Origin of the sequence: Bacterioplanoides sp. SCSIO 12839 (assembly GCF_024397975.1) — a bacterium.
Taxonomy (GTDB): domain Bacteria; phylum Pseudomonadota; class Gammaproteobacteria; order Pseudomonadales; family Oceanobacteraceae; genus Bacterioplanoides.
Map to the genome: position 1 here is coordinate 3,241,248 of NZ_CP073745.1, position 17,411 is coordinate 3,258,658.

General features: G+C 48.8%; 18 protein-coding genes. 7 read left to right on the plus strand and 11 right to left on the minus strand.

What is annotated here, in order from left to right:
- Positions 1–45: 45 nt before the first annotated feature.
- The 4 genes from proB to rplU all read right to left on the minus strand — a co-directional run bounded on the left by proB (position 46) and on the right by rplU (position 3,196).
- Entirely contained in the window at positions 46–1,182 is a 1,137-nt protein-coding gene (gene proB / locus KFF03_RS14725) for a glutamate 5-kinase (RefSeq protein WP_255857673.1), read from the minus strand.
- Between the two features lie 36 nt (positions 1,183–1,218).
- The gene (cgtA, locus tag KFF03_RS14730; protein WP_255857674.1) at positions 1,219–2,427 is read right to left on the minus strand and encodes an Obg family GTPase CgtA; all 1,209 of its coding nucleotides are present in this window, start codon (positions 2,425–2,427) and stop codon (positions 1,219–1,221) included.
- A 103-nt stretch (positions 2,428–2,530) separates the two neighbouring features.
- A complete protein-coding gene (gene rpmA / locus KFF03_RS14735) occupies positions 2,531–2,788 on the minus strand; it encodes a 50S ribosomal protein L27 (RefSeq protein ID WP_255857675.1) in 258 nt (85 codons plus the stop codon).
- A 96-nt stretch (positions 2,789–2,884) separates the two neighbouring features.
- The gene (gene rplU / locus KFF03_RS14740) at positions 2,885–3,196 is read right to left on the minus strand and encodes a 50S ribosomal protein L21 (protein ID WP_068659635.1); all 312 of its coding nucleotides are present in this window, start codon (positions 3,194–3,196) and stop codon (positions 2,885–2,887) included.
- A gap of 276 nt (positions 3,197–3,472) precedes the next feature.
- Between rplU and KFF03_RS14745 the strand changes: the two genes are divergently transcribed.
- From KFF03_RS14745 to KFF03_RS14760, 4 genes are all read left to right on the plus strand, one after another.
- Positions 3,473–4,441: a polyprenyl synthetase family protein gene (locus KFF03_RS14745; protein ID WP_255857676.1), complete on the plus strand. Its 969-nt coding sequence runs from the start codon at positions 3,473–3,475 to the stop codon at positions 4,439–4,441.
- 87 nt (positions 4,442–4,528) lie between these two features.
- Positions 4,529–6,373, plus strand: coding sequence for a protein-disulfide reductase DsbD (dsbD, locus tag KFF03_RS14750; protein ID WP_255857677.1), 1,845 nt, complete (start codon positions 4,529–4,531; stop codon positions 6,371–6,373).
- Positions 6,374–6,385: 12 nt separating this feature from the next.
- A complete protein-coding gene (gene trxC / locus KFF03_RS14755; protein WP_255857678.1) occupies positions 6,386–6,820 on the plus strand; it encodes a thioredoxin TrxC in 435 nt (144 codons plus the stop codon).
- 121 nt (positions 6,821–6,941) lie between these two features.
- Positions 6,942–7,190, plus strand: a complete 249-nt coding sequence (locus tag KFF03_RS14760) for a YdcH family protein (RefSeq protein WP_370647414.1) — start codon at positions 6,942–6,944, stop codon at positions 7,188–7,190.
- A gap of 79 nt (positions 7,191–7,269) precedes the next feature.
- Here the strand turns inward: KFF03_RS14760 and fghA are convergent, their stop codons facing one another.
- A complete protein-coding gene (gene fghA / locus KFF03_RS14765) occupies positions 7,270–8,136 on the minus strand; it encodes an S-formylglutathione hydrolase (protein ID WP_255857679.1) in 867 nt (288 codons plus the stop codon).
- Between the two features lie 42 nt (positions 8,137–8,178).
- A complete protein-coding gene (locus KFF03_RS14770; RefSeq protein WP_304941507.1) occupies positions 8,179–9,303 on the minus strand; it encodes an S-(hydroxymethyl)glutathione dehydrogenase/class III alcohol dehydrogenase in 1,125 nt (374 codons plus the stop codon).
- A 149-nt stretch (positions 9,304–9,452) separates the two neighbouring features.
- Between KFF03_RS14770 and KFF03_RS14775 the strand changes: the two genes are divergently transcribed.
- Positions 9,453–10,355: a LysR family transcriptional regulator gene (locus tag KFF03_RS14775; RefSeq protein WP_255857680.1), complete on the plus strand. Its 903-nt coding sequence runs from the start codon at positions 9,453–9,455 to the stop codon at positions 10,353–10,355.
- A 50-nt stretch (positions 10,356–10,405) separates the two neighbouring features.
- Here KFF03_RS14775 and KFF03_RS14780 read toward each other — a convergent pair whose 3' ends face one another.
- Genes KFF03_RS14780 through KFF03_RS14795 form a run of 4 tightly spaced genes read right to left on the minus strand, consistent with a single transcriptional unit; the run spans position 10,406 to position 13,637 of the window.
- Entirely contained in the window at positions 10,406–11,110 is a 705-nt protein-coding gene (locus KFF03_RS14780) for a hypothetical protein (RefSeq protein ID WP_255857681.1), read from the minus strand.
- A complete protein-coding gene (locus KFF03_RS14785; RefSeq protein WP_255857682.1) occupies positions 11,100–12,371 on the minus strand; it encodes a S8 family serine peptidase in 1,272 nt (423 codons plus the stop codon). The genes KFF03_RS14780 and KFF03_RS14785 overlap by 11 nt, the downstream gene beginning before the upstream one ends.
- Positions 12,368–12,970 (minus strand): hypothetical protein, encoded by a 603-nt coding sequence (locus KFF03_RS14790; RefSeq protein ID WP_255857683.1) that lies wholly within the window; start codon positions 12,968–12,970, stop codon positions 12,368–12,370. The genes KFF03_RS14785 and KFF03_RS14790 overlap by 4 nt, the downstream gene beginning before the upstream one ends.
- Entirely contained in the window at positions 12,948–13,637 is a 690-nt protein-coding gene (locus tag KFF03_RS14795) for an RNA polymerase sigma factor (RefSeq protein ID WP_255857684.1), read from the minus strand. The genes KFF03_RS14790 and KFF03_RS14795 overlap by 23 nt, the downstream gene beginning before the upstream one ends.
- A 178-nt stretch (positions 13,638–13,815) precedes the next feature.
- Here KFF03_RS14795 and KFF03_RS14800 point away from each other — a divergent pair, with 178 nt between their 5' ends.
- Together KFF03_RS14800 and KFF03_RS14805 are read left to right on the plus strand one after the other, a co-directional pair.
- The gene (locus tag KFF03_RS14800) at positions 13,816–15,435 is read left to right on the plus strand and encodes a hypothetical protein (protein ID WP_255857685.1); all 1,620 of its coding nucleotides are present in this window, start codon (positions 13,816–13,818) and stop codon (positions 15,433–15,435) included.
- 218 nt (positions 15,436–15,653) lie between these two features.
- A complete protein-coding gene (locus KFF03_RS14805) occupies positions 15,654–16,355 on the plus strand; it encodes a hypothetical protein (protein WP_255857686.1) in 702 nt (233 codons plus the stop codon).
- 48 nt (positions 16,356–16,403) lie between these two features.
- Here KFF03_RS14805 and KFF03_RS14810 read toward each other — a convergent pair whose 3' ends face one another.
- The gene (locus KFF03_RS14810; protein WP_255857687.1) at positions 16,404–17,237 is read right to left on the minus strand and encodes a glycerophosphodiester phosphodiesterase; all 834 of its coding nucleotides are present in this window, start codon (positions 17,235–17,237) and stop codon (positions 16,404–16,406) included.
- Between the last annotated feature and the right edge of the window lie 174 nt (positions 17,238–17,411).

The window sequence follows — 17,411 nt, forward strand, 5'->3', positions numbered from 1 at the left end:
TTTTTGAAAAACAATCCTGTAGATCTCTTTATTTGTTTATCGCCGCTAGATAACCACTAAATTATCGCGATGAATCATTTCTGGTGCTGTCACAAAACCAAGCGCTTCTTCAAGCTTTACACTTGGCGTCTTCAAAATTTTTAATGCTTCTGAGCGGCTATAATTAACCAGCCCTTTCGCAACCAGCCTGCCCTGCTCATCTTTACAGGCAACCACCTGGCCGCGCTCAAAACGACCATTCGCCGCAATTACCCCAATCGGCAATAAGCTGCGACCGCGCTCACGAAGTGCCTTGATCGCACCAGCATCCAACACCAACTCACCATGAGTTTGCAGATGCCCGGCAATCCACTGCTTACGTGCAGCAACCGGCTCCTTATCAGCCAACAACAAGCTACCCAGCAACTCGCCATCGTATAGACGGGAAATAACATTGTCGATACGACCACCAACAATCACCGTATCCGCACCAGAACGTGCCGCCAATGTTGCGGCGCGCACTTTGGTCACCATACCACCACGACCTAACGCACCACCGCCGCCAGCCATTGCAGCAAAACGTTCATCAGAGGCCTGACCCTGATGAATAATTTCAGCATCGGGATTAGAACGTGGATCAGCCGTAAATAAACCATCCTGATCGGTCAGAATCACTAATACATCGGCTTCAACTAAGTTGGCAACCAGCGCACCTAGCGTGTCGTTATCACCAAAACAGATTTCATCGGTTACAACCGTATCGTTCTCGTTAACGATGGGAACCACACCCAACTCAAGCAGGGTTTTTAACGTACTGCGAGCATTCAGGTAGCGAGTGCGATCACTGAGATCATCGTGAGTCAGCAGAATTTGTGCGGTGGATTTTTCAAAACGAGCAAAGGAAGTTTCATATGCCTGCACCAACCCCATCTGCCCAACCGCAGCAGCCGCCTGTAACTGATGTACATTATCCGGGCGAGTCTTCCACCCCAAGCGCGTCATACCCTCAGCCACCGAGCCTGAAGAAACCAGCACCACCTCGTGGCCCAACTCCAGCAAGCGGGCAATTTGCTCCACCCAACTGGCCATGCCATCACGATTCAGACCTTGCCCATCATTCGTTAGCAAGGCACTACCAATTTTAATCACCCAGCGTTTTTGCTGAGCTAATTTCTTCCGTTGATTTGTCAGTTCAGTGCTCATCGACTTATTCGTTACTTATGAACTTAGGCTCGAGGCTTATTCGTTGGTATAAACCACTTCAACATCATAATCGTCGTCATCATCGTCGTCGTCTTCAGACTGAATCGCTTTACGGGCCATACGCTCTAATCGACGACGTTCTTCCAGCATCTCAACGTGCTCACGCGCTTCCTGCTCAACCATCTCACGCTCGGCCAACAATTGCTCGGCAAACTCTTCATCGTCCTGAGCTCGCTGACGACGCTCTTCCATATAATCCATAATGGCGCAGCTCAGTTTAAAGGTGCCTTCACGCTGCAGTGCCGAAATTTCGAATACTGGTCCTTGCCAATCCAGCTTTTCAAGCACGGCATCAACACGCGCCCGACGCTCATCGGCATCAACCATATCCAGCTTATTTAACACCAACCAGCGATCACGGTGCGCCAGACCTGGTGAGAATTGCTCCAACTCCTGACTGATTGCCATCACACGCTCAGCCGGATCAGACTCATCAAACGGCGCCATATCAACAATGTGCAATAACAGTTGAGTACGTACCAGGTGCTTCAGAAAGCGCGTACCTAAACCAGCACCTTCAGAGGCGCCTTCGATCAGACCCGGAATATCGGCAACAACAAAAGAACGGTGATCTTCAATTTTCACCACTCCCAGGTTTGGCACCAGAGTAGTGAACGGATAGTCGGCCACTTTTGGCTTAGCCGCAGACACAGCACGAATAAAGGTTGACTTACCGGCATTTGGCAAACCCAACAGACCGACATCCGCCAGCACCTTCAGCTCTAACTTGAGGTTACGGGATTCGCCCGGCTGACCCGGCTTAGTCTGACGTGGGGCCTGATTAGTCGACGACTTATAACGGGTATTGCCCAAACCATGGTAACCACCACGGGCTACCATCAGGCGCTCGCCATCTTCGGTTAAGTCACCCAGCGTTTCGCCGGTATCAACATCAATCGCTGTGGTACCGACAGGCACCTTCAGAATCAGATCTTCACCCTTCGCTCCGGTACAGTTACGGCTGGTGCCATTGCCGCCATTTGGCGCACGGTAGCGACGGGTATAACGGTAATCAATCAGGGTGTTAACGGCATCATCGGCTTCCAGAATAATGGAACCACCATCGCCGCCATCACCACCGTCCGGGCCACCTTTCGGGATGTATTTTTCCCGACGAAAGCTCATACAGCCATTACCGCCTTTGCCTGCCTCAACGACAATTGGAGCTTCATCGACAAATTTCATCACGTACCTCGAACGAAGATAGATAGGGTTTTATAAACAAAAATGCCCCGACACTAATCATTAGCTGCCAGGGCAATTTTATCTGTTGTCGTTAAACGCTTAATTAAGCAGGAATAACGCTAACAGTTTTACGATTCTTAGGACCTTTAACTTCGAACTTAACTGAACCTTCAGCAGTTGCGAACAGAGTGTGGTCACGACCGATACGAACGTTTTCACCCGCGTGGAATTTAGTGCCACGCTGACGAACTAAGATGTTACCTGCTTTAGCGGCCTGACCACCGAACAGTTTTACGCCTAAGCGTTTACTTTCGGAATCGCGACCGTTACGGGTACTACCACCAGCCTTTTTGTGAGCCATAATATCTCTCCTTCAATGAAGCCGCTGCTACTCTGCGGAAGCGGTCGATGTGGCACATCAACACCGGGCCTCGGAAAATTAAATTGTCTACAGTTATTAGCCAGCGATGCTGGTGATTTTCAGCTCAGTGAACCACTGACGGTGGCCCATTTGCTTCATGTGGTGCTTACGACGCTTGAACTTCATGATCTTCACTTTCTTGTGACGACCGTGAGCAACGACTTCAGCAGTTACTTTTGCGCCTTCAACAACTGGCTGACCGATTTTTACGTCGTCGCCGTTGCCGATCAATAATACTTTTTCCAGTTCAACTGCTGAACCAGTTTCAACTTCCAGCTTCTCTACTTTCAGAGTCTGGCCTTCTTCAACACGGTATTGCTTACCGCCAGTTACCACTACTGCGTACATAGTACGATCTCCGCTAATTTGCGCTATTTAAATACCCGGCTTAAACACCGCTTCTTACTTAGACTGCCTGTCAGTCATTTTCTACATCTATTGGCAACACTCTGGTTTCCATATCAGCAGAGAGCAGAATTTCGGGGCGCGAGACTATACCCCAGGCTGAAATCGAAAGCAAGCCAACCAGCGTCGTAATTCTTGACAGACCCCTCCCGGCTACATAGCATTTGCGGCCACGTTAACGATCCATTCAGCAGTTCAGGGCACGCGGCTTACACCACCATGCAAATTCAAGACATCCTCGCCGTCATCAAAGACGAATTCCAGGCCGTTGACTCGCTGATTCATGAGCAACTTTCCTCACGCATTCCGCTGGTTGAAAAGATTGCCGATTATATTGTATCCAGTGGCGGTAAGCGTATCCGCCCACTACTGGTGTTAATGACAGCAAAAGCCTTCAACCGCTGCGATGATGACGCCATAAAACTGGCGACTGTGATCGAGTTCCTTCACACCGCCACCTTGCTGCACGATGATGTAGTGGATACGTCGGATATGCGCCGCGGCAACCCTACCGCCAATGCAAAATGGGGAAATGCTCCCAGCGTTCTGGTCGGCGACTTTTTATACAGCCGTGCCTTCCAGATGATGGTAGAACTGAAGTCGCTGGAAGTGATGGATATCTTATCCAACGCCACCAGCGTCATTGCCGAAGGCGAAGTACTGCAGCTGACCAACGTGAAAAACCCGGATGTTGATGAAGCGCGTTATATGGATGTGATTCATGGCAAAACCGCCATGTTATTTGAAGCCTCAACACACTCAACCGCCCGCTTACTGAAGCTTGAACAAAACACAGCGGTTGCATTAAAAGAATATGGCAAAGAACTTGGTATGGCCTTCCAGCTCATTGATGACGTACTGGACTATGAAGGTGATGCTGAAACGCTGGGGAAAAATGTTGGTGATGATCTGGCAGAAGGCAAACCAACACTGCCGCTGATTCACGCCATGGCCAATGCCCCTGAGGCTGACGCCAAACTGATTCGTCAGGCAATCCGTAAAGGTGGCCTCGACAATATGGACGACGTATTACGCATCGTTCGTGATAATGGCTCGCTGGATTATACCCGCCAGAAAGCCGATGAATGTGCCGACAGAGCACAACAACATCTGAAACTTTTACCGGATTCTGATGCCAAAGCAGCGTTACAGGCGCTCGCTTTGTTAGCCGTGAAACGCAACACCTGATGAGCCCGCTCGCTGGCGACCTCGCTTAATTAAAATCAGAATAAGCAGGCTGACAGCGTCCGTATCTGACCATGAGGACGTGTTACTTTGAAGAATATTATTGTGCCTGCTGCGCCTCAACGCAGACTGAGCTTATATCCGGTAATAGCTGCTTTTTTCCTGCTGCTATTAAATCTTACCCCTGCTCAGGCGAGTATTCTCGATGAAATCGTTGGCAACGATGAGCCACAATTTCTGCCTGTTGACCAGGCATTCCCGTTAACCACTGAAACCGAAGGCAATCGCCTGAATGTGCGTTTTGATACCGCTGACGGTTACTATCTTTATAAAAGTCGCCTGTATATCAAACAAGGCGACAATAAACTCTTCCCGGATTATTACTCTCAGCAAGGTAAAGAAAAGCAGGACGAAGCCTTTGGCTTAGTCACGGCGTTTTATCATGAACTTGAAGTCAGCTTTGATTTAACAGGCCTGCAAGAAGGTGCCTACAAGCTGAACCATCAGGGTTGTGCCGACGCGGGCTTATGCTATCCACCACAACGACTGAAACTGGACTATCAACCCGTTCCAGCCAACTCACAGCCAATCGCAGGCAATGTCGCCACACCTCCGCAAGCTTCAACTGAAAGCAAGACTGCAGCGGCAACCAGCGAAGATGATTGGTTCGCTAACCGCTCATGGGGCGCTGTTGTTGGCTTGTTCTTTTTATTAGGTATTGGCCTGACCTTCACCCCATGTGTGTTACCCATGGTGCCAATTCTGACCACTGTAGTGCTGGGTCAGAACAACACCTCTCCTGCCAAGGGCTTTGCCCTGTCGAGCATATACGTATTAGGTATGGCGCTCACCTATGCGGCGGCCGGTTTAACTGTCGGCTTATTAGGCGCAGGGGCCAATATCCAGGCATGGATGCAAACCCCATGGGTGCTTACCGTTTTCTCCGTTTTATTCGTCGCACTGGCACTGGCGATGTTCGGCTTATACGAATTGCAGCTGCCATCTGGTCTGCGCAACCGCTTAAACGAATTGAACCAGAAACAACAAGGCGGCCAATGGTTCAGTGTCTTTATTATGGGTGTATTGTCCGCACTGGTGGTTTCTCCTTGCGTATCGGCGCCATTAGCCGGTGCCCTGGTTTATCTCAGCACAACCGGCGATGCCTGGTTGGGCGGTAGCGCACTATTGGCTCTTGGATTGGGTATGGGCGCACCGTTAATTGTGCTCGGTACCACAGGTGCATCAATGCTGCCAAAAGCTGGCGGTTGGATGGATCAGATCAAAGCTTTCTTCGGCATCCTGCTGTTAGGTGTTGCCATCTGGTTATTATCACGCTTCCTGCCGGCTCAGGTGTCGCTGTTGTTATGGGCGTTACTGGCACTGGTATACGGCGTAGTATTAGGTGCATTCGAACCTGCTGCGTCTGGCAAACAACGCATCGTCAAAGGTATCGCCTGGGTATTCTTCCTGTATGGCGCAATTGCTTTTGTGGGTGTTCTGCAAGGCCAGTCGGACCCTTTAAAGCCTTTGGCAGTAAAAGCGGCTTCCAACACAGCTGAAACAGCGACAGCATCCTCTGAAAGTGCTTTTCGTAAAACAACCTCAGTCGCTGAGCTGAAAAGCATTATTGCTAACAGCCCACGTCCGGTGATGGTCGACTTATACGCTGACTGGTGCATCAGCTGCAAAGTAATGGATGCCGAAATTTTCTCCCAGACCGACGTACAAAAGCAGTTCAGCCATATTAACTGGGTCAAACTGGATGTCACCGACTCAAGCGAAGATCATGTCGCCTTTATGCAGGATCATGATGTGTTTGGCCCACCGTCACTGCTGTTCTTTAACGATGGCAGTGAAGTTGTCGATGCCCGCATTATTGGTGAAATTAAAAAAGCCGCCTTTGTGGAAAAAGTCAGCCGTCATTTTCCCGGCTAAGAGAGTTTGATAATGCACACCACCTGCCCGTCATGCGGAGCCGTTAATCGCATTCCTGCTGAACGTACCAACGAGCAAGGGCAGTGTGGCCGCTGTAAGCACGATTTATTTAATGGCTTCCCGATGGACTTAACAGACAGTGATTTTGCTCGTTTCCTGCAGAAAAACGACATGCCGGTTGTGGTCGACTTCTGGGCCAGTTGGTGTGGCCCCTGCCAGATGATGGCACCTATCTTTAAAGAAGTAGCGAGCGATATGAAGTTCAGTGCCCGCTTTGCCAAAGTGAATACCGAACAGGCACAACAAATCAGTGCCCAGTTTGGTATTCGCTCCATACCAACTCTGATTGTGTTTCAGCAAGGCAAAGAGATAGACCGTCTGGCCGGAGCACTGCCAGCCCCGCAATTAAAACAATGGATCAATCAGGCACTGATTAAAGCCCGTTGATGACTTGATTTGCATCAAATATTGGCGGGAGTTCACGCCACCTTTGCGCAGACCTGATTTGTATCAATAAGCCTCGTAAACAACACGGTACTCTGAATGTGTTGTTTACAGGAGGCAAATTATGATTGAACACCACGATCTTCATCACGAATTCCCAGACATGGGCCCACAAATTCGTGAGCTGAAAATGAAGGACCGCCACTTCGCCCGTCTGTTTGATGAGTACCATGACGTTGACCGCGAAGTTCGTAAAATTGAAGAGCAAGTCGAAGCCGCTTCGGATGAACGACTGGAAGAGTTGAAGCTACGTCGTCTGCATTTAAAAGACGAGCTGTACGGCATGCTGAAGCAGCTGGTTGCCGAAGCCTGATCAGACCAGTGCGCAGAAAACGTAACAAACAAAGCCTCTGATAAGAAATTATCAGAGGCTTTTCATTTCTGTCGCAATTTTAGGCCGTTAAGTGTTTCGCATGAAACGCTAAATGCTCTTCAATAAAGGACGCAATAAAATAATAGCTATGGTCGTAACCTTCCTGCATACGAATGGTTGCCGGATAATCCACCTCAGCTACGACTTTTTTCAGGTTGTCGGTTTTCAGCTGCTCTGCCAGGAAGTTATCTCCCAGGCCCTGATCGATTAATATTTCAAGATGCTGATTTTCCTGACTTTTCTGCATCAAGGCACAGGCATCATAATCGAGCCAGTCTGCTTTGTTATTCCCCAAATAGGCACTGAATGCTTTTTGCCCCCAGGGGCAATCCAGCGGATTCACAATCGGGCTGAAAGCCGAAACAGAGCGATAGCTGTTCGGGTTTTTCAGACCAATAGTTAACGCACCATGTCCACCCATGGAATGACCAGAAATCGCTTTTTTATCCGATACCGGAAAATTCGCTTCAATCAGCTTTGGCAATTCCTGCACAATATAATCGTACATATTGTAGTGCGGCGCCCAGGGCGATTGCGTGGCATTCAGATAAAAACCGGCACCCTGACCCAGGTCGTAATTTTCATCATTAGCAATTGCATTTCCATGAACATCACACCCTTCATCACCACGCGGGCTGGTATCCGGTGCAACAATCGCAATACCGAGTTCGGCGGCCATTTTTTGCGCACCGGCTTTTTGCATAAAGTTTTCGTCGGTACAGGTTAAGCCCGACAACCAATACAACACTGGCACTTTATCAGTGGCCGCTTGTGGTGGCAGAAAAATCGCAAAACGCATTTTGCACTGGGTAGTCTCAGCCACATGCGAATATTGTTTATGCCAACCACCAAAACTTTTATTTTGAGCAATTAATTCGAGAGACATCGTTATTCCCTTTTTAATTTAGCATCTTAAAAACGTGAGTTTTTAATAGTGAATAACAGAGCGAATGCTCTTCCCTTCATGCATCAGATCAAATGCTTCATTAATTTTTTCCAGCTCCATGGTGTGAGTAATAAAGTCGTTTAACTTAAACTCACCGGCCAGATATTTTTCAACATAATCTGGCAGCTCGCTGCGGCCTTTAACACCACCAAAGGCAGTACCGCGCCATACACGACCAGTCACTAACTGGAACGGACGCGTTGAAATTTCCTGACCTGCACCGGCAACACCAATAATTACTGATTCGCCCCAGCCTTTATGGCAACATTCCAGCGCAGAACGCATCACGTTGACATTGCCGATACACTCGAATGAGAAATCCACCCCGCCGTCGGTCATTTCAACAATCACTTCCTGAATTGGCTTGTCGAAGTTTTTCGGGTTAATACAATCGGTTGCACCCAGCTTCTTGGCCAGCTCAAATTTGGATTCGTTAATATCAATGGCGATGATGCGTGAGGCTTTGGCCATGGTGGCGCCAATCACTGCACTTAAACCAATGCCGCCCATACCAAAAATAGCAACCGTGTCACCTTCCTGTACTTTGGCGGTATTCATTACCGCGCCCATACCCGTGGTCACACCACAGCCCAGCAAGCACACTTCTTCTAACGGCGCTTCTGGGTTAACTTTGGCTAACGCAATTTCAGGCAGTACCGTGTATTCCGAGAAAGTCGAGCAACCCATGTAATGGAAAATTGGTTCACCATCGATGGAGAAACGGCTGGTACCATCCGGCATCAGACCTTTGCCCTGAGTTTCACGAATTTGCTGACACAGGTTGGTTTTGCCTGAAGTACAGAACTTACACTCGCCACATTCTGGGGTGTACAGCGGAATCACATGGTCGCCCACGGCAACACTGGTCACACCTTCGCCTACCGATTCCACAATACCGCCGCCTTCATGGCCCAGAATGGCTGGAAAAATCCCTTCAGGGTCTTCACCCGATAACGTAAAGGCATCGGTATGACACACACCAGTAGCCTTAATTTTGATACGCACTTCGCCAGCTTTTGGCGGAGCCACTTGCACATTTTCGATTTTCAGCGGCTCGCCTGCTGCCCAGGCAACAGCGGCTTTACAGGTAATGGTTTCTGCACTCATCGTATTTTCCTTATTCGTTGTATTCTCAAGCACACAGTTCAACTCTGTACCAATAGAAACATCCTATATTAGCGACCCCAAAGTGATAATAGCCAGATTTGATAATCACTATTACACTACGGTAATAATTAAGACGCTGGAGATGTCTGATGACACCAATTCCACAATGGGCAGGCATTGCCGAATTTGTCGCCGTGGTGGAATCCGGCAGCTTTACCGCCGCAGCCGAACGTTTGCAGATATCCACCGCACAAGTCAGCCGCCAGGTAAATGCATTAGAGCAACGGCTCGGGCTTCAGTTGCTGCATCGCACCACTCGCAAAGTCACGGTAACCGATACTGGTAAGCACTACTATCAGACCTGCCAACGGTTACTCGAAGGCTTTGAATCGGCCGAACACGAGCTGTTGGAGCAACAAACCCAGCCCAAAGGCAAACTGCGTTTAACCGCTCCCATTACCTATGGCGAACGTGTATTGATGCCGTTACTCAACGACTTCCTGCTGCTGTACCCACAAATGTCGTTAGAAGTGGAGCTGTCGAATACTAAACTGGATATCACCGACGCTGGCTTTGATTTGGCGATCCGCCTCGGGCAATTACAAGACAGCCGCTTGCGAGCACGGCGACTATCCAGCCGCCAGATTTATACATGCGCCTCACCGGCTTATATCAATCGTATGGGCCAGCCGAATACTCTGTCGGAATTAAAACACCACAATTGTTTGGTTGGCTCCGTTAGTCATTGGCGCTTTACCGAACATACCGGTTCAATCACTCAGGAAAGAAACATTACTGTCTCTGGAAGTTTGCGCTGCAACAGCGGTATTTCGTTAGTGGACTCGGTATTAAAAGGCATTGGTATTGCGCAATTACCGGCTGAGTACGTCAGCCATCATATTGCCGCTGGCAGACTGGTGACATTGCTCGAACACCTGCAACCTAAAGAGGAAGGTATCTGGGGCTTATACCCAGCCAGCCGCTGGTCTTCCACCAAAACCAGTTTATTGCTGGATTTCCTGACAGAGCGGCTGGAGGCTGCATCGCCATGAGAAGAAAATCAATATCGAATTAAGATTAAAATCTCCAACATTATAATTCCCTAAAAAACCGCCCAGCTCGTTTGCAGTAATATTTGCGACGGTTCTATACGCCCACCCGGTACAGACGCACCGGGCTGCGGGGCATAATAAAAACCTGCCTCAATATTCCAGCGGCCATGGTTAAACCCCACTCCGGCCTGATAAAAGAAGGCTTTATCCGATTCTGGTGAAGAAAAGCGATTGGCCTGTGCCTGCCAGTACCATTGGTCGTTAAATGCACGAGTGATGCCAGTGTGTAATAACAGTGCCGATGTGCTCAGGTGGTAAAAATCAGGCGCATATTCCGCCCGCAATACCACACCCGTTGGGTGCCAGAGCTGTGCACCCCATTCATGGTAATTCCAATTCTGCCCTGCGCCTAAAAACCAGCGTTGTTTAATACTGCCACCGACATAAAGGCGCCCATCCAGAATCGGATAATCCGCCGCCAGAAAGCCATTCACGTTGCGATGGCGCTGCCGCTGACCATCGGCTTGTGCTTCATTAAAATCACCGCCAACATAAGCGTAACGCGATAACTCATAACGTGAATACAGATTCAGAGAGGGGTTACCCTGGGTTTCAGTCTGACCATAATACAGGCGATTTTTCTGCCACTGAGCGCCCAGGCTTAAACGACTAAAATCCAGCTCAGTCGCTGATGACTGGCTGGATAAAAACAGGCTAATAATGACTAATAAAACGACAGGATGGCTATTCCTCATCGCTGTACCTTTTATGCGTTAATGTTTTGTGCGGTTGCTGCTGCGGTGGTGGTTGCTCTTGCTCAGAAAAATATTTTCCTGACCAGTGCCGTATTTTTTTGACCACCTGATTACGATTTAATTCCGGATGCAAGCTCATAACGCGCGCAGCCACGGCACTGATATGTGGCGTGGCGATGGAATGGCCGCTGATAACATCGTAGCCCTGATCCGGAGCCAGACTCAGAGCCGACATAGGCGCTCTGATAATACTGGGATGCCGTTGAGGTAACTCCGACAGCTTGGTTGAAACACCCGAAATATACAGCACCCCATCTCCGGGAGCAGGGAATCGCTGCTGTGCAGCGCGATGTTCATCATACGCTGAGATAATCAGGGTGCCCTGTTGCTGTAAATGTTGGCTTAACGCGGTAAGCACCCGATCTTCCGGGCCGGTTAAACTGAGATTCAGAATATCCGGCTGTAATTCCGCCGCTTTATCCAGTGCCAATGCCAGCGTTAATGTATTACAACGACCACCACCACCCGACACCTGCCAGCAGCCGCGCAAATGATAAAAGTCGGCCTGGTAAATCAGCCCAGTGACTAAGCCTGTAACTGCCCCGGACTGATTATTTGTTGGATCAGCAGGTTGGGCCGCCATCAGGCCAGTGACCGCCAGTCCGTGTTTTTCCTGATGCGATGGCATATCGCTGCGCTCACCCACAAAGTCAAAATAACTCAGTTCACTGCCCTGTAATGCCGGGTGTTCACGATCCAATCCGGTATCAATCACGGCCACGCTGACATCGGCCACTTCCTGATGTGAATGATCAAAGTAACGTTTTATTTCATCGTACTGTGGGTATTTTTTGCTGCTTTGTACGCTGTACTCATTAAAGGGTTGTACCCATAAAACGTCTGGATCGTTTTCTAATTTTTCCAGCGTTGCTGCTTGCGGTGGTGCAATTAAAAAACAATGCAGTCGTAACGAGCGAATCGGCCATTGCTGAAATACCGTCAGCTGATAATGGCGCGCTATTTTTGCGGTCAGGCGTGCCAGTGCCGGATCATTCTGGTACGCCATGGTTGGCTGATACCCAGGGCCAGGAATGGCATGACGTTTTTGTTCTCCACGCGAATCTTTAATCACCACCAGCAGTGGTTTTACATCCGTCGGAATGGCCGCTTTTTCTGTGGTCGTCATGCTGCTGCAGGCACTCATCATCAGGCTCAGCCCTGCCAGCATCATGTAGGTTGTCCAACGCCGTAACGGTTTCATGGGTTAGCCTGCTGCTGACGCGCTAAATGTTTAGCCTGAATAATACGCGGGTCTGCCTGTACCTGGTCCAGCAACGTTAACGCGATTGGTGTCGCACTAACATCCACGACAGAGGTCCCCGGATAATCGCTAATCACCTGCAATTGATATTCAGCAATCAGCTGCTCCAGTACTGCCTGATTGGCCGCAATTAAACGCACGGTATCAGCCTCGTACTGTTGCGGCTGCGACAGGGTAATGTACTCCCCGCTCGAAGTCGGCGCTGAAGAAGTTGGTGCCGAAGAAATAGGCGATGTGTTGTGTAAAAAGTCCGGCAAAAAAAAAGCCATTAATAAACAGCAGGTCGTTACCAGCGGCAGTGCTGGTTTTAACCAGGTGCTGCGCTCACGTTTATCCAGCTGCTGCTCAAATCTGGCAAAATCCGGCTGCACCAAAGGTTCTGTCGATGGCACATGACCGCGCATTTTCTGCTCTTGCAGCAGCAAGGTATTTAACGTTTTGTCCTGCTGTAACTGAGCTTCAAACCAGGCCTGATCTTCAGCATTTAAGTGGCCGTTCAGATAATCACTGATCATGTCATAGGGAGATGGTGTCGGCATAATCGGAAGCCCCCTGCTGTGTGGTTAAATACTGCCCCAGTTTTTTTCTGGCATGAAATAAACGGGTTTTTACGCTGTTAACCGGACAATCGGCAATCTCGGCAATTTCAGCCACGGAATAGCCTTCAAAATAAGCCAGTTCAACAACGATACGTTGTTTATCGGGTAACGTTTTTAACGCTTTGGCCACTAAGTCTCCGGATTCCAGTTGTGATGCTTCGTTATGCGCCAGCTCTTCTTGTTGCTCTGCTGAAAAGCTGAGGAAGTCTTTTAATTTCTGATAGACCTGATGCCGTTTTAAACGTCTTAAACAGGCACGATAAGCAATCGAAAACACCCAGCTGGATACCCGTGACTGGCCGCGAAAAGAGTCGGCTTTATCCCAAACGGTCATCATGACATCGTTATACACTTCTTCTGTCAGCGACCGATCCGGCGTCATACGCTGCAAAAAAGGCAATAACCGGGTCTGATAACGTTGATAAAACTGCTGCATCACAACACGGCTACGGGATTCAGCAATTGCCTCTAACATTTGCCGATCAATCCGGTCAGCCAGATCACGCTGCTCGCTTTCTTTAGCAGAAGCGGTTTGCTTATCAGCGGCTGCCTGGCCACCAAAGACACGTTGTGACTTGCCAGAAGTATCGTTAATAGGGTGGTTCATAATCATTGCGTTCATACCCGTAAGAGCGGGTTGGACAACAAAAGGGTTCAAATCTCTCCGGCTTTTTTCTGCTGATATTTTCTATCAGAGTGATAATTTTTTTTAATCAGGCGATTTGAACCACACTCACCAGCACTTGGCTCTTACGGGTACATTGACCTTAGAGCGGAGACGCATCATGAATTCAGATAACAAAAAAACGCTGCTTGCAGCCACCATTTTCTCTTCGGTGTTGTTAACAGCTTGTGGTGGTAGCAGCAGTAGCAGTAATAACAGCCCGACCAACAACAATGCTGATAACGGCAACAATACTAATCCACCAGCCACGGCCAGCTGCCCGGCAGTTGGTAATTTGCAGCCGGTTTATAGCGCCAATAATCGCTGTGATATTGACGGCGTGTTAACCGAAGACGCAACGCTGAGCGCAAATTATTCATGGTTTTTAAGCGGCGGATTACAGGTGGGTAGCCAGGGCGCAGATGCGACCTTAACCGTAGCACCAGGCACCCGTGTTTATGGTGGCGACAGCGACTATCTGCTGGTGTACCCGGGCTCTTCATTACAGGCTGTTGGCAGCCGTGCTAACCCGATCTATTTTATTTCTGATGACACAGGTGTTGATGGCTACGGTGAATGGGGCGGCTTGTACCTGCGTGGTAGCGATGCCGCTCAGGGCAACAATCGTCTGAACTATGTGGTTGTGGCCGAAGGTGGTGCTGAAGTACAGCTGGATTTAAACGGCCAGCAGGTTACCTACAGCGATAACATCGTATTAAACGGCGTTGACGACAACACAGTGCTGTCGTTTGTGCAATCGCATAACTCCGCTCGTGATGCTTTCCATATTGTGAACAGTGAAGCACGACTGTCCTGGATTCTGGCAACCGGCGCTAAACGTGACGGTATCTGGTACCGCGATTACAACGGCCTGATTAAAGACCTGATGGTGATTCATAACCGTGATGCGGATGGTTCAAGCGGTCGCTCCGGTATTTATGCCAGCCGCACCGATTCCGGCACGTCTAACCCACGTATCGTTAATGCCACGCTGGTTGGCCGCGATAACAGCAGCGAATCCGCTGCCGGTGATGACAGCGCTCGTGAATTCGGTATTTTGTTTGCCGATAACTCCAATCAGGCACGCATGGGTAATATCTTAATTGCCAACTTCCGTAATGGTTGTATCGAATTAGAACCAACGGCCGATTTAAGCCAGGTTGATACCGGTGTACCAGGCCCGAACTATCTGGATGGCATTCACTGCGCCAACGAAGCCGGTCCGAATGGCACCTTTATTGTTAACCGTACTGGTGCAACCGCACTGCCTGCTGCCAGTGTTGCCAGCAACAACAGCAATGGTAATGGCGTGGTGTATTACAACGGTGCCGCAGGTGCACTCGCCATTGCTGATACGGCGTTTGCCAGCAATGCCGGAGGTATTCAGTTTACCGGTGAGTTAGCAGACCGCAGCAACAACTTTACCGCCAGCTGGTACCTGAACAATATTCGCGGCATCAGCAATGGATTGGTTGCCAGCAGCAGCGCATTAAATGCCTTCCTGGATGGTGATACCAACCGTGACGGCAGTGTTGACGCTGATGATACCAACTCTGCCTTTATTGTTAGCGATGACGGTGTTGATGGCTTTAACCAGGATGTAGCAACTAACACCGGTGGTTATGACTTAACCCACATTGGTGCTGTACGCGGTGGTGCGGTGTCGAATCAGCAGTTTGATGGCTGGACAGTAGCCACTGATGCGGCCGATGGTTTTGTGGTAATGCAGCCACAGCCATAAAACCAGCTGCTACCATAAACCCACGCGCCACCTTTCATTGACCAAAACCGTACGGCATTTATGTCGTATGGTTTTTTGACATTTAAGTTATTAGTGAATGTTTTATTGCCCGACAAAAAAATAAACAAAAGCAACCCTTTACGCTTAAGTAATTAGCTCTACACTAGAACATGAGTTCTGCCAAAAACGGCAGCGAAATTATTTTAAAGGATATTTAAATGAAGTTATCCCACCTTAGATATTGTGCCCCCATCGTTTTATTATCACTGACAGCCTGCTCTGCCAAGCTGGCCAGCATTAAAGTTCCTGCGGATCTGGCGACACAAGCGCCACAAGCCTTAACCACCGATGGTGAGTTCTGGGGACTGGGTATGGATGGTACGTTTGACCTGGCTGGCTTGTACCACGGCAAATACGATCGTGAAGCTTCAGGTTCCTCTTACTTCGGAGACTTTATCAGCAACGATGAAGGTTCGATGGCAGCTGAAGTCGTTAACAGCCAAAGCCAACAACGTTGGTTATTAAACTGTGCCGGCGAAAATACCAGTGTCAACCTGGGTGGTCTGTCATTTGGTGGCGATTCTCCTTACGAGTGTGAAGTCACCTCTGCCGATAAAAACAAAGTCGGGAATTTTATTCTTAAGAAAAGCTCCGGCCTGATTGATTTTGGCCCAACCGGAAAAGTCTCCGGTAGCCTGACGCTGGATGGCAAACGCTTCGAAGTTGAATCGATTCATGATATGGAAGGCAGCTTTATTCCGTCTGATCAGCCATTAGGTTATTACATTAAGAAGAATGGTCAGACCGTTGCAGCAATTCAGGTTAACGGTCGTATTACGCTGCAATCGGATGGCGCCGATATGGATGCTTATGCAATTGCAACGGTTGCCAGCTCTTTAAGCGTCAGACCAGAAGAATAATCAGTAGCGCTCTGGAAGTTATTTCAGAGCGCCCCTCAACATCAATGCTTAGCGGTCACCAGCCACTTCCAATGCATCATAAATACGACCAGGATAATCACCGATAATACCATCCACACCCATATCAATAGAGCGTTCGATATGGCTTTGCTTATTAACAGTCCAAACATCCACGGTCACACCTTTTTTCTGAAAAAAGCGCACATATGGCTTCGTTGTAATCGCATACGGCAACTGTGCAACATCAAACTTTGGTTTGTATGCCCATCCCCAACCTGAGCTCCAGGCCAGACTTGCACCAACCAGTTCGCCAATGGTTGCACTGGTTTTCACCTGGCCATCACTCACCTTGCGGAAATGCTTCATTGCTTTTTTGTTCTGACAAGCAACAACGACACGATCTTGTAACTGATAAGCAGAAATAACTTCCCACAGCTTCTCTGCCAGATCTTTATCATTGGCTTTCATTTCAATATTGAAGCGCTCGTGTGGGTACAGCTCAAATAATTCACTTAAGCTCAGCAATACGAGACCTTGATTACGGAATGGATAAGTTTCACCGTCATCCAACGTAAACTCATGACCAGCATCTAACTGCTTAATTTCTGCCAGGGTCAGGTCTTCGATTTCATCGTCAATACCGACGTTGCGAACCAGGTCCGCATCGTGGTTGATAATAATGCGGTTATCCCCTGACAGATGCACATCCAGCTCCAACACATCAGCCCCCTGTTCTAAAGCTTTATCAAAAGCCAGCTGCGTGCTTTGAGGGTATTCACCCGAAGCACCACGGTGAGCAAGAATTTCGATTGCGAATACCTGAGTATGGGCAACAGCCGTGAGAATAGCGCCAGCAGCAAACTGGCTTATTGTTTTAATCATTGTTGAAGTCCTTATGTTGTGGTGTTTATTATTATTTTAAAAAACACTTATGAAACTAATGTTTAGTGTTGATTACATTTATCATTTAACAACACAGCTTGCCTGGGTTAGGCAAGCAGCAGGATTCAGAGAGTACACAGAAAAGCTAATGGTTAAACATCATATGAGCTTTAA

Bases quoted from the DNA above. Each gene is read 5' to 3' on its own strand.
- KFF03_RS14775 (WP_255857680.1), top strand. From the start codon at position 9,453: ATGACACCAATTCCACAATGGGCAGGCATTGCCGAATTTGTCGCCGTG.
- KFF03_RS14805 (WP_255857686.1), top strand. From the start codon at position 15,654: ATGAAGTTATCCCACCTTAGATATTGTGCCCCCATCGTTTTATTATCA.
- KFF03_RS14810 (WP_255857687.1), bottom strand. From the start codon at position 17,237: ATGATTAAAACAATAAGCCAGTTTGCTGCTGGCGCTATTCTCACGGCT.
- KFF03_RS14800 (WP_255857685.1), top strand. From the start codon at position 13,816: ATGAATTCAGATAACAAAAAAACGCTGCTTGCAGCCACCATTTTCTCT.
- KFF03_RS14745 (WP_255857676.1), top strand. From the start codon at position 3,473: ATGCAAATTCAAGACATCCTCGCCGTCATCAAAGACGAATTCCAGGCC.
- trxC (WP_255857678.1), top strand. From the start codon at position 6,386: ATGCACACCACCTGCCCGTCATGCGGAGCCGTTAATCGCATTCCTGCT.
- KFF03_RS14790 (WP_255857683.1), bottom strand. From the start codon at position 12,970: ATGCCGACACCATCTCCCTATGACATGATCAGTGATTATCTGAACGGC.
- KFF03_RS14760 (WP_370647414.1), top strand. From the start codon at position 6,942: ATGATTGAACACCACGATCTTCATCACGAATTCCCAGACATGGGCCCA.
- KFF03_RS14795 (WP_255857684.1), bottom strand. From the start codon at position 13,637: ATGAACCACCCTATTAACGATACTTCTGGCAAGTCACAACGTGTCTTT.
- fghA (WP_255857679.1), bottom strand. From the start codon at position 8,136: ATGTCTCTCGAATTAATTGCTCAAAATAAAAGTTTTGGTGGTTGGCAT.
- rpmA (WP_255857675.1), bottom strand. From the start codon at position 2,788: ATGGCTCACAAAAAGGCTGGTGGTAGTACCCGTAACGGTCGCGATTCC.
- cgtA (WP_255857674.1), bottom strand. From the start codon at position 2,427: ATGAAATTTGTCGATGAAGCTCCAATTGTCGTTGAGGCAGGCAAAGGC.
- KFF03_RS14770 (WP_304941507.1), bottom strand. From the start codon at position 9,303: ATGAGTGCAGAAACCATTACCTGTAAAGCCGCTGTTGCCTGGGCAGCA.
- KFF03_RS14785 (WP_255857682.1), bottom strand. From the start codon at position 12,371: ATGAAACCGTTACGGCGTTGGACAACCTACATGATGCTGGCAGGGCTG.
- KFF03_RS14780 (WP_255857681.1), bottom strand. From the start codon at position 11,110: ATGAGGAATAGCCATCCTGTCGTTTTATTAGTCATTATTAGCCTGTTT.
- proB (WP_255857673.1), bottom strand. From the start codon at position 1,182: ATGAGCACTGAACTGACAAATCAACGGAAGAAATTAGCTCAGCAAAAA.
- rplU (WP_068659635.1), bottom strand. From the start codon at position 3,196: ATGTACGCAGTAGTGGTAACTGGCGGTAAGCAATACCGTGTTGAAGAA.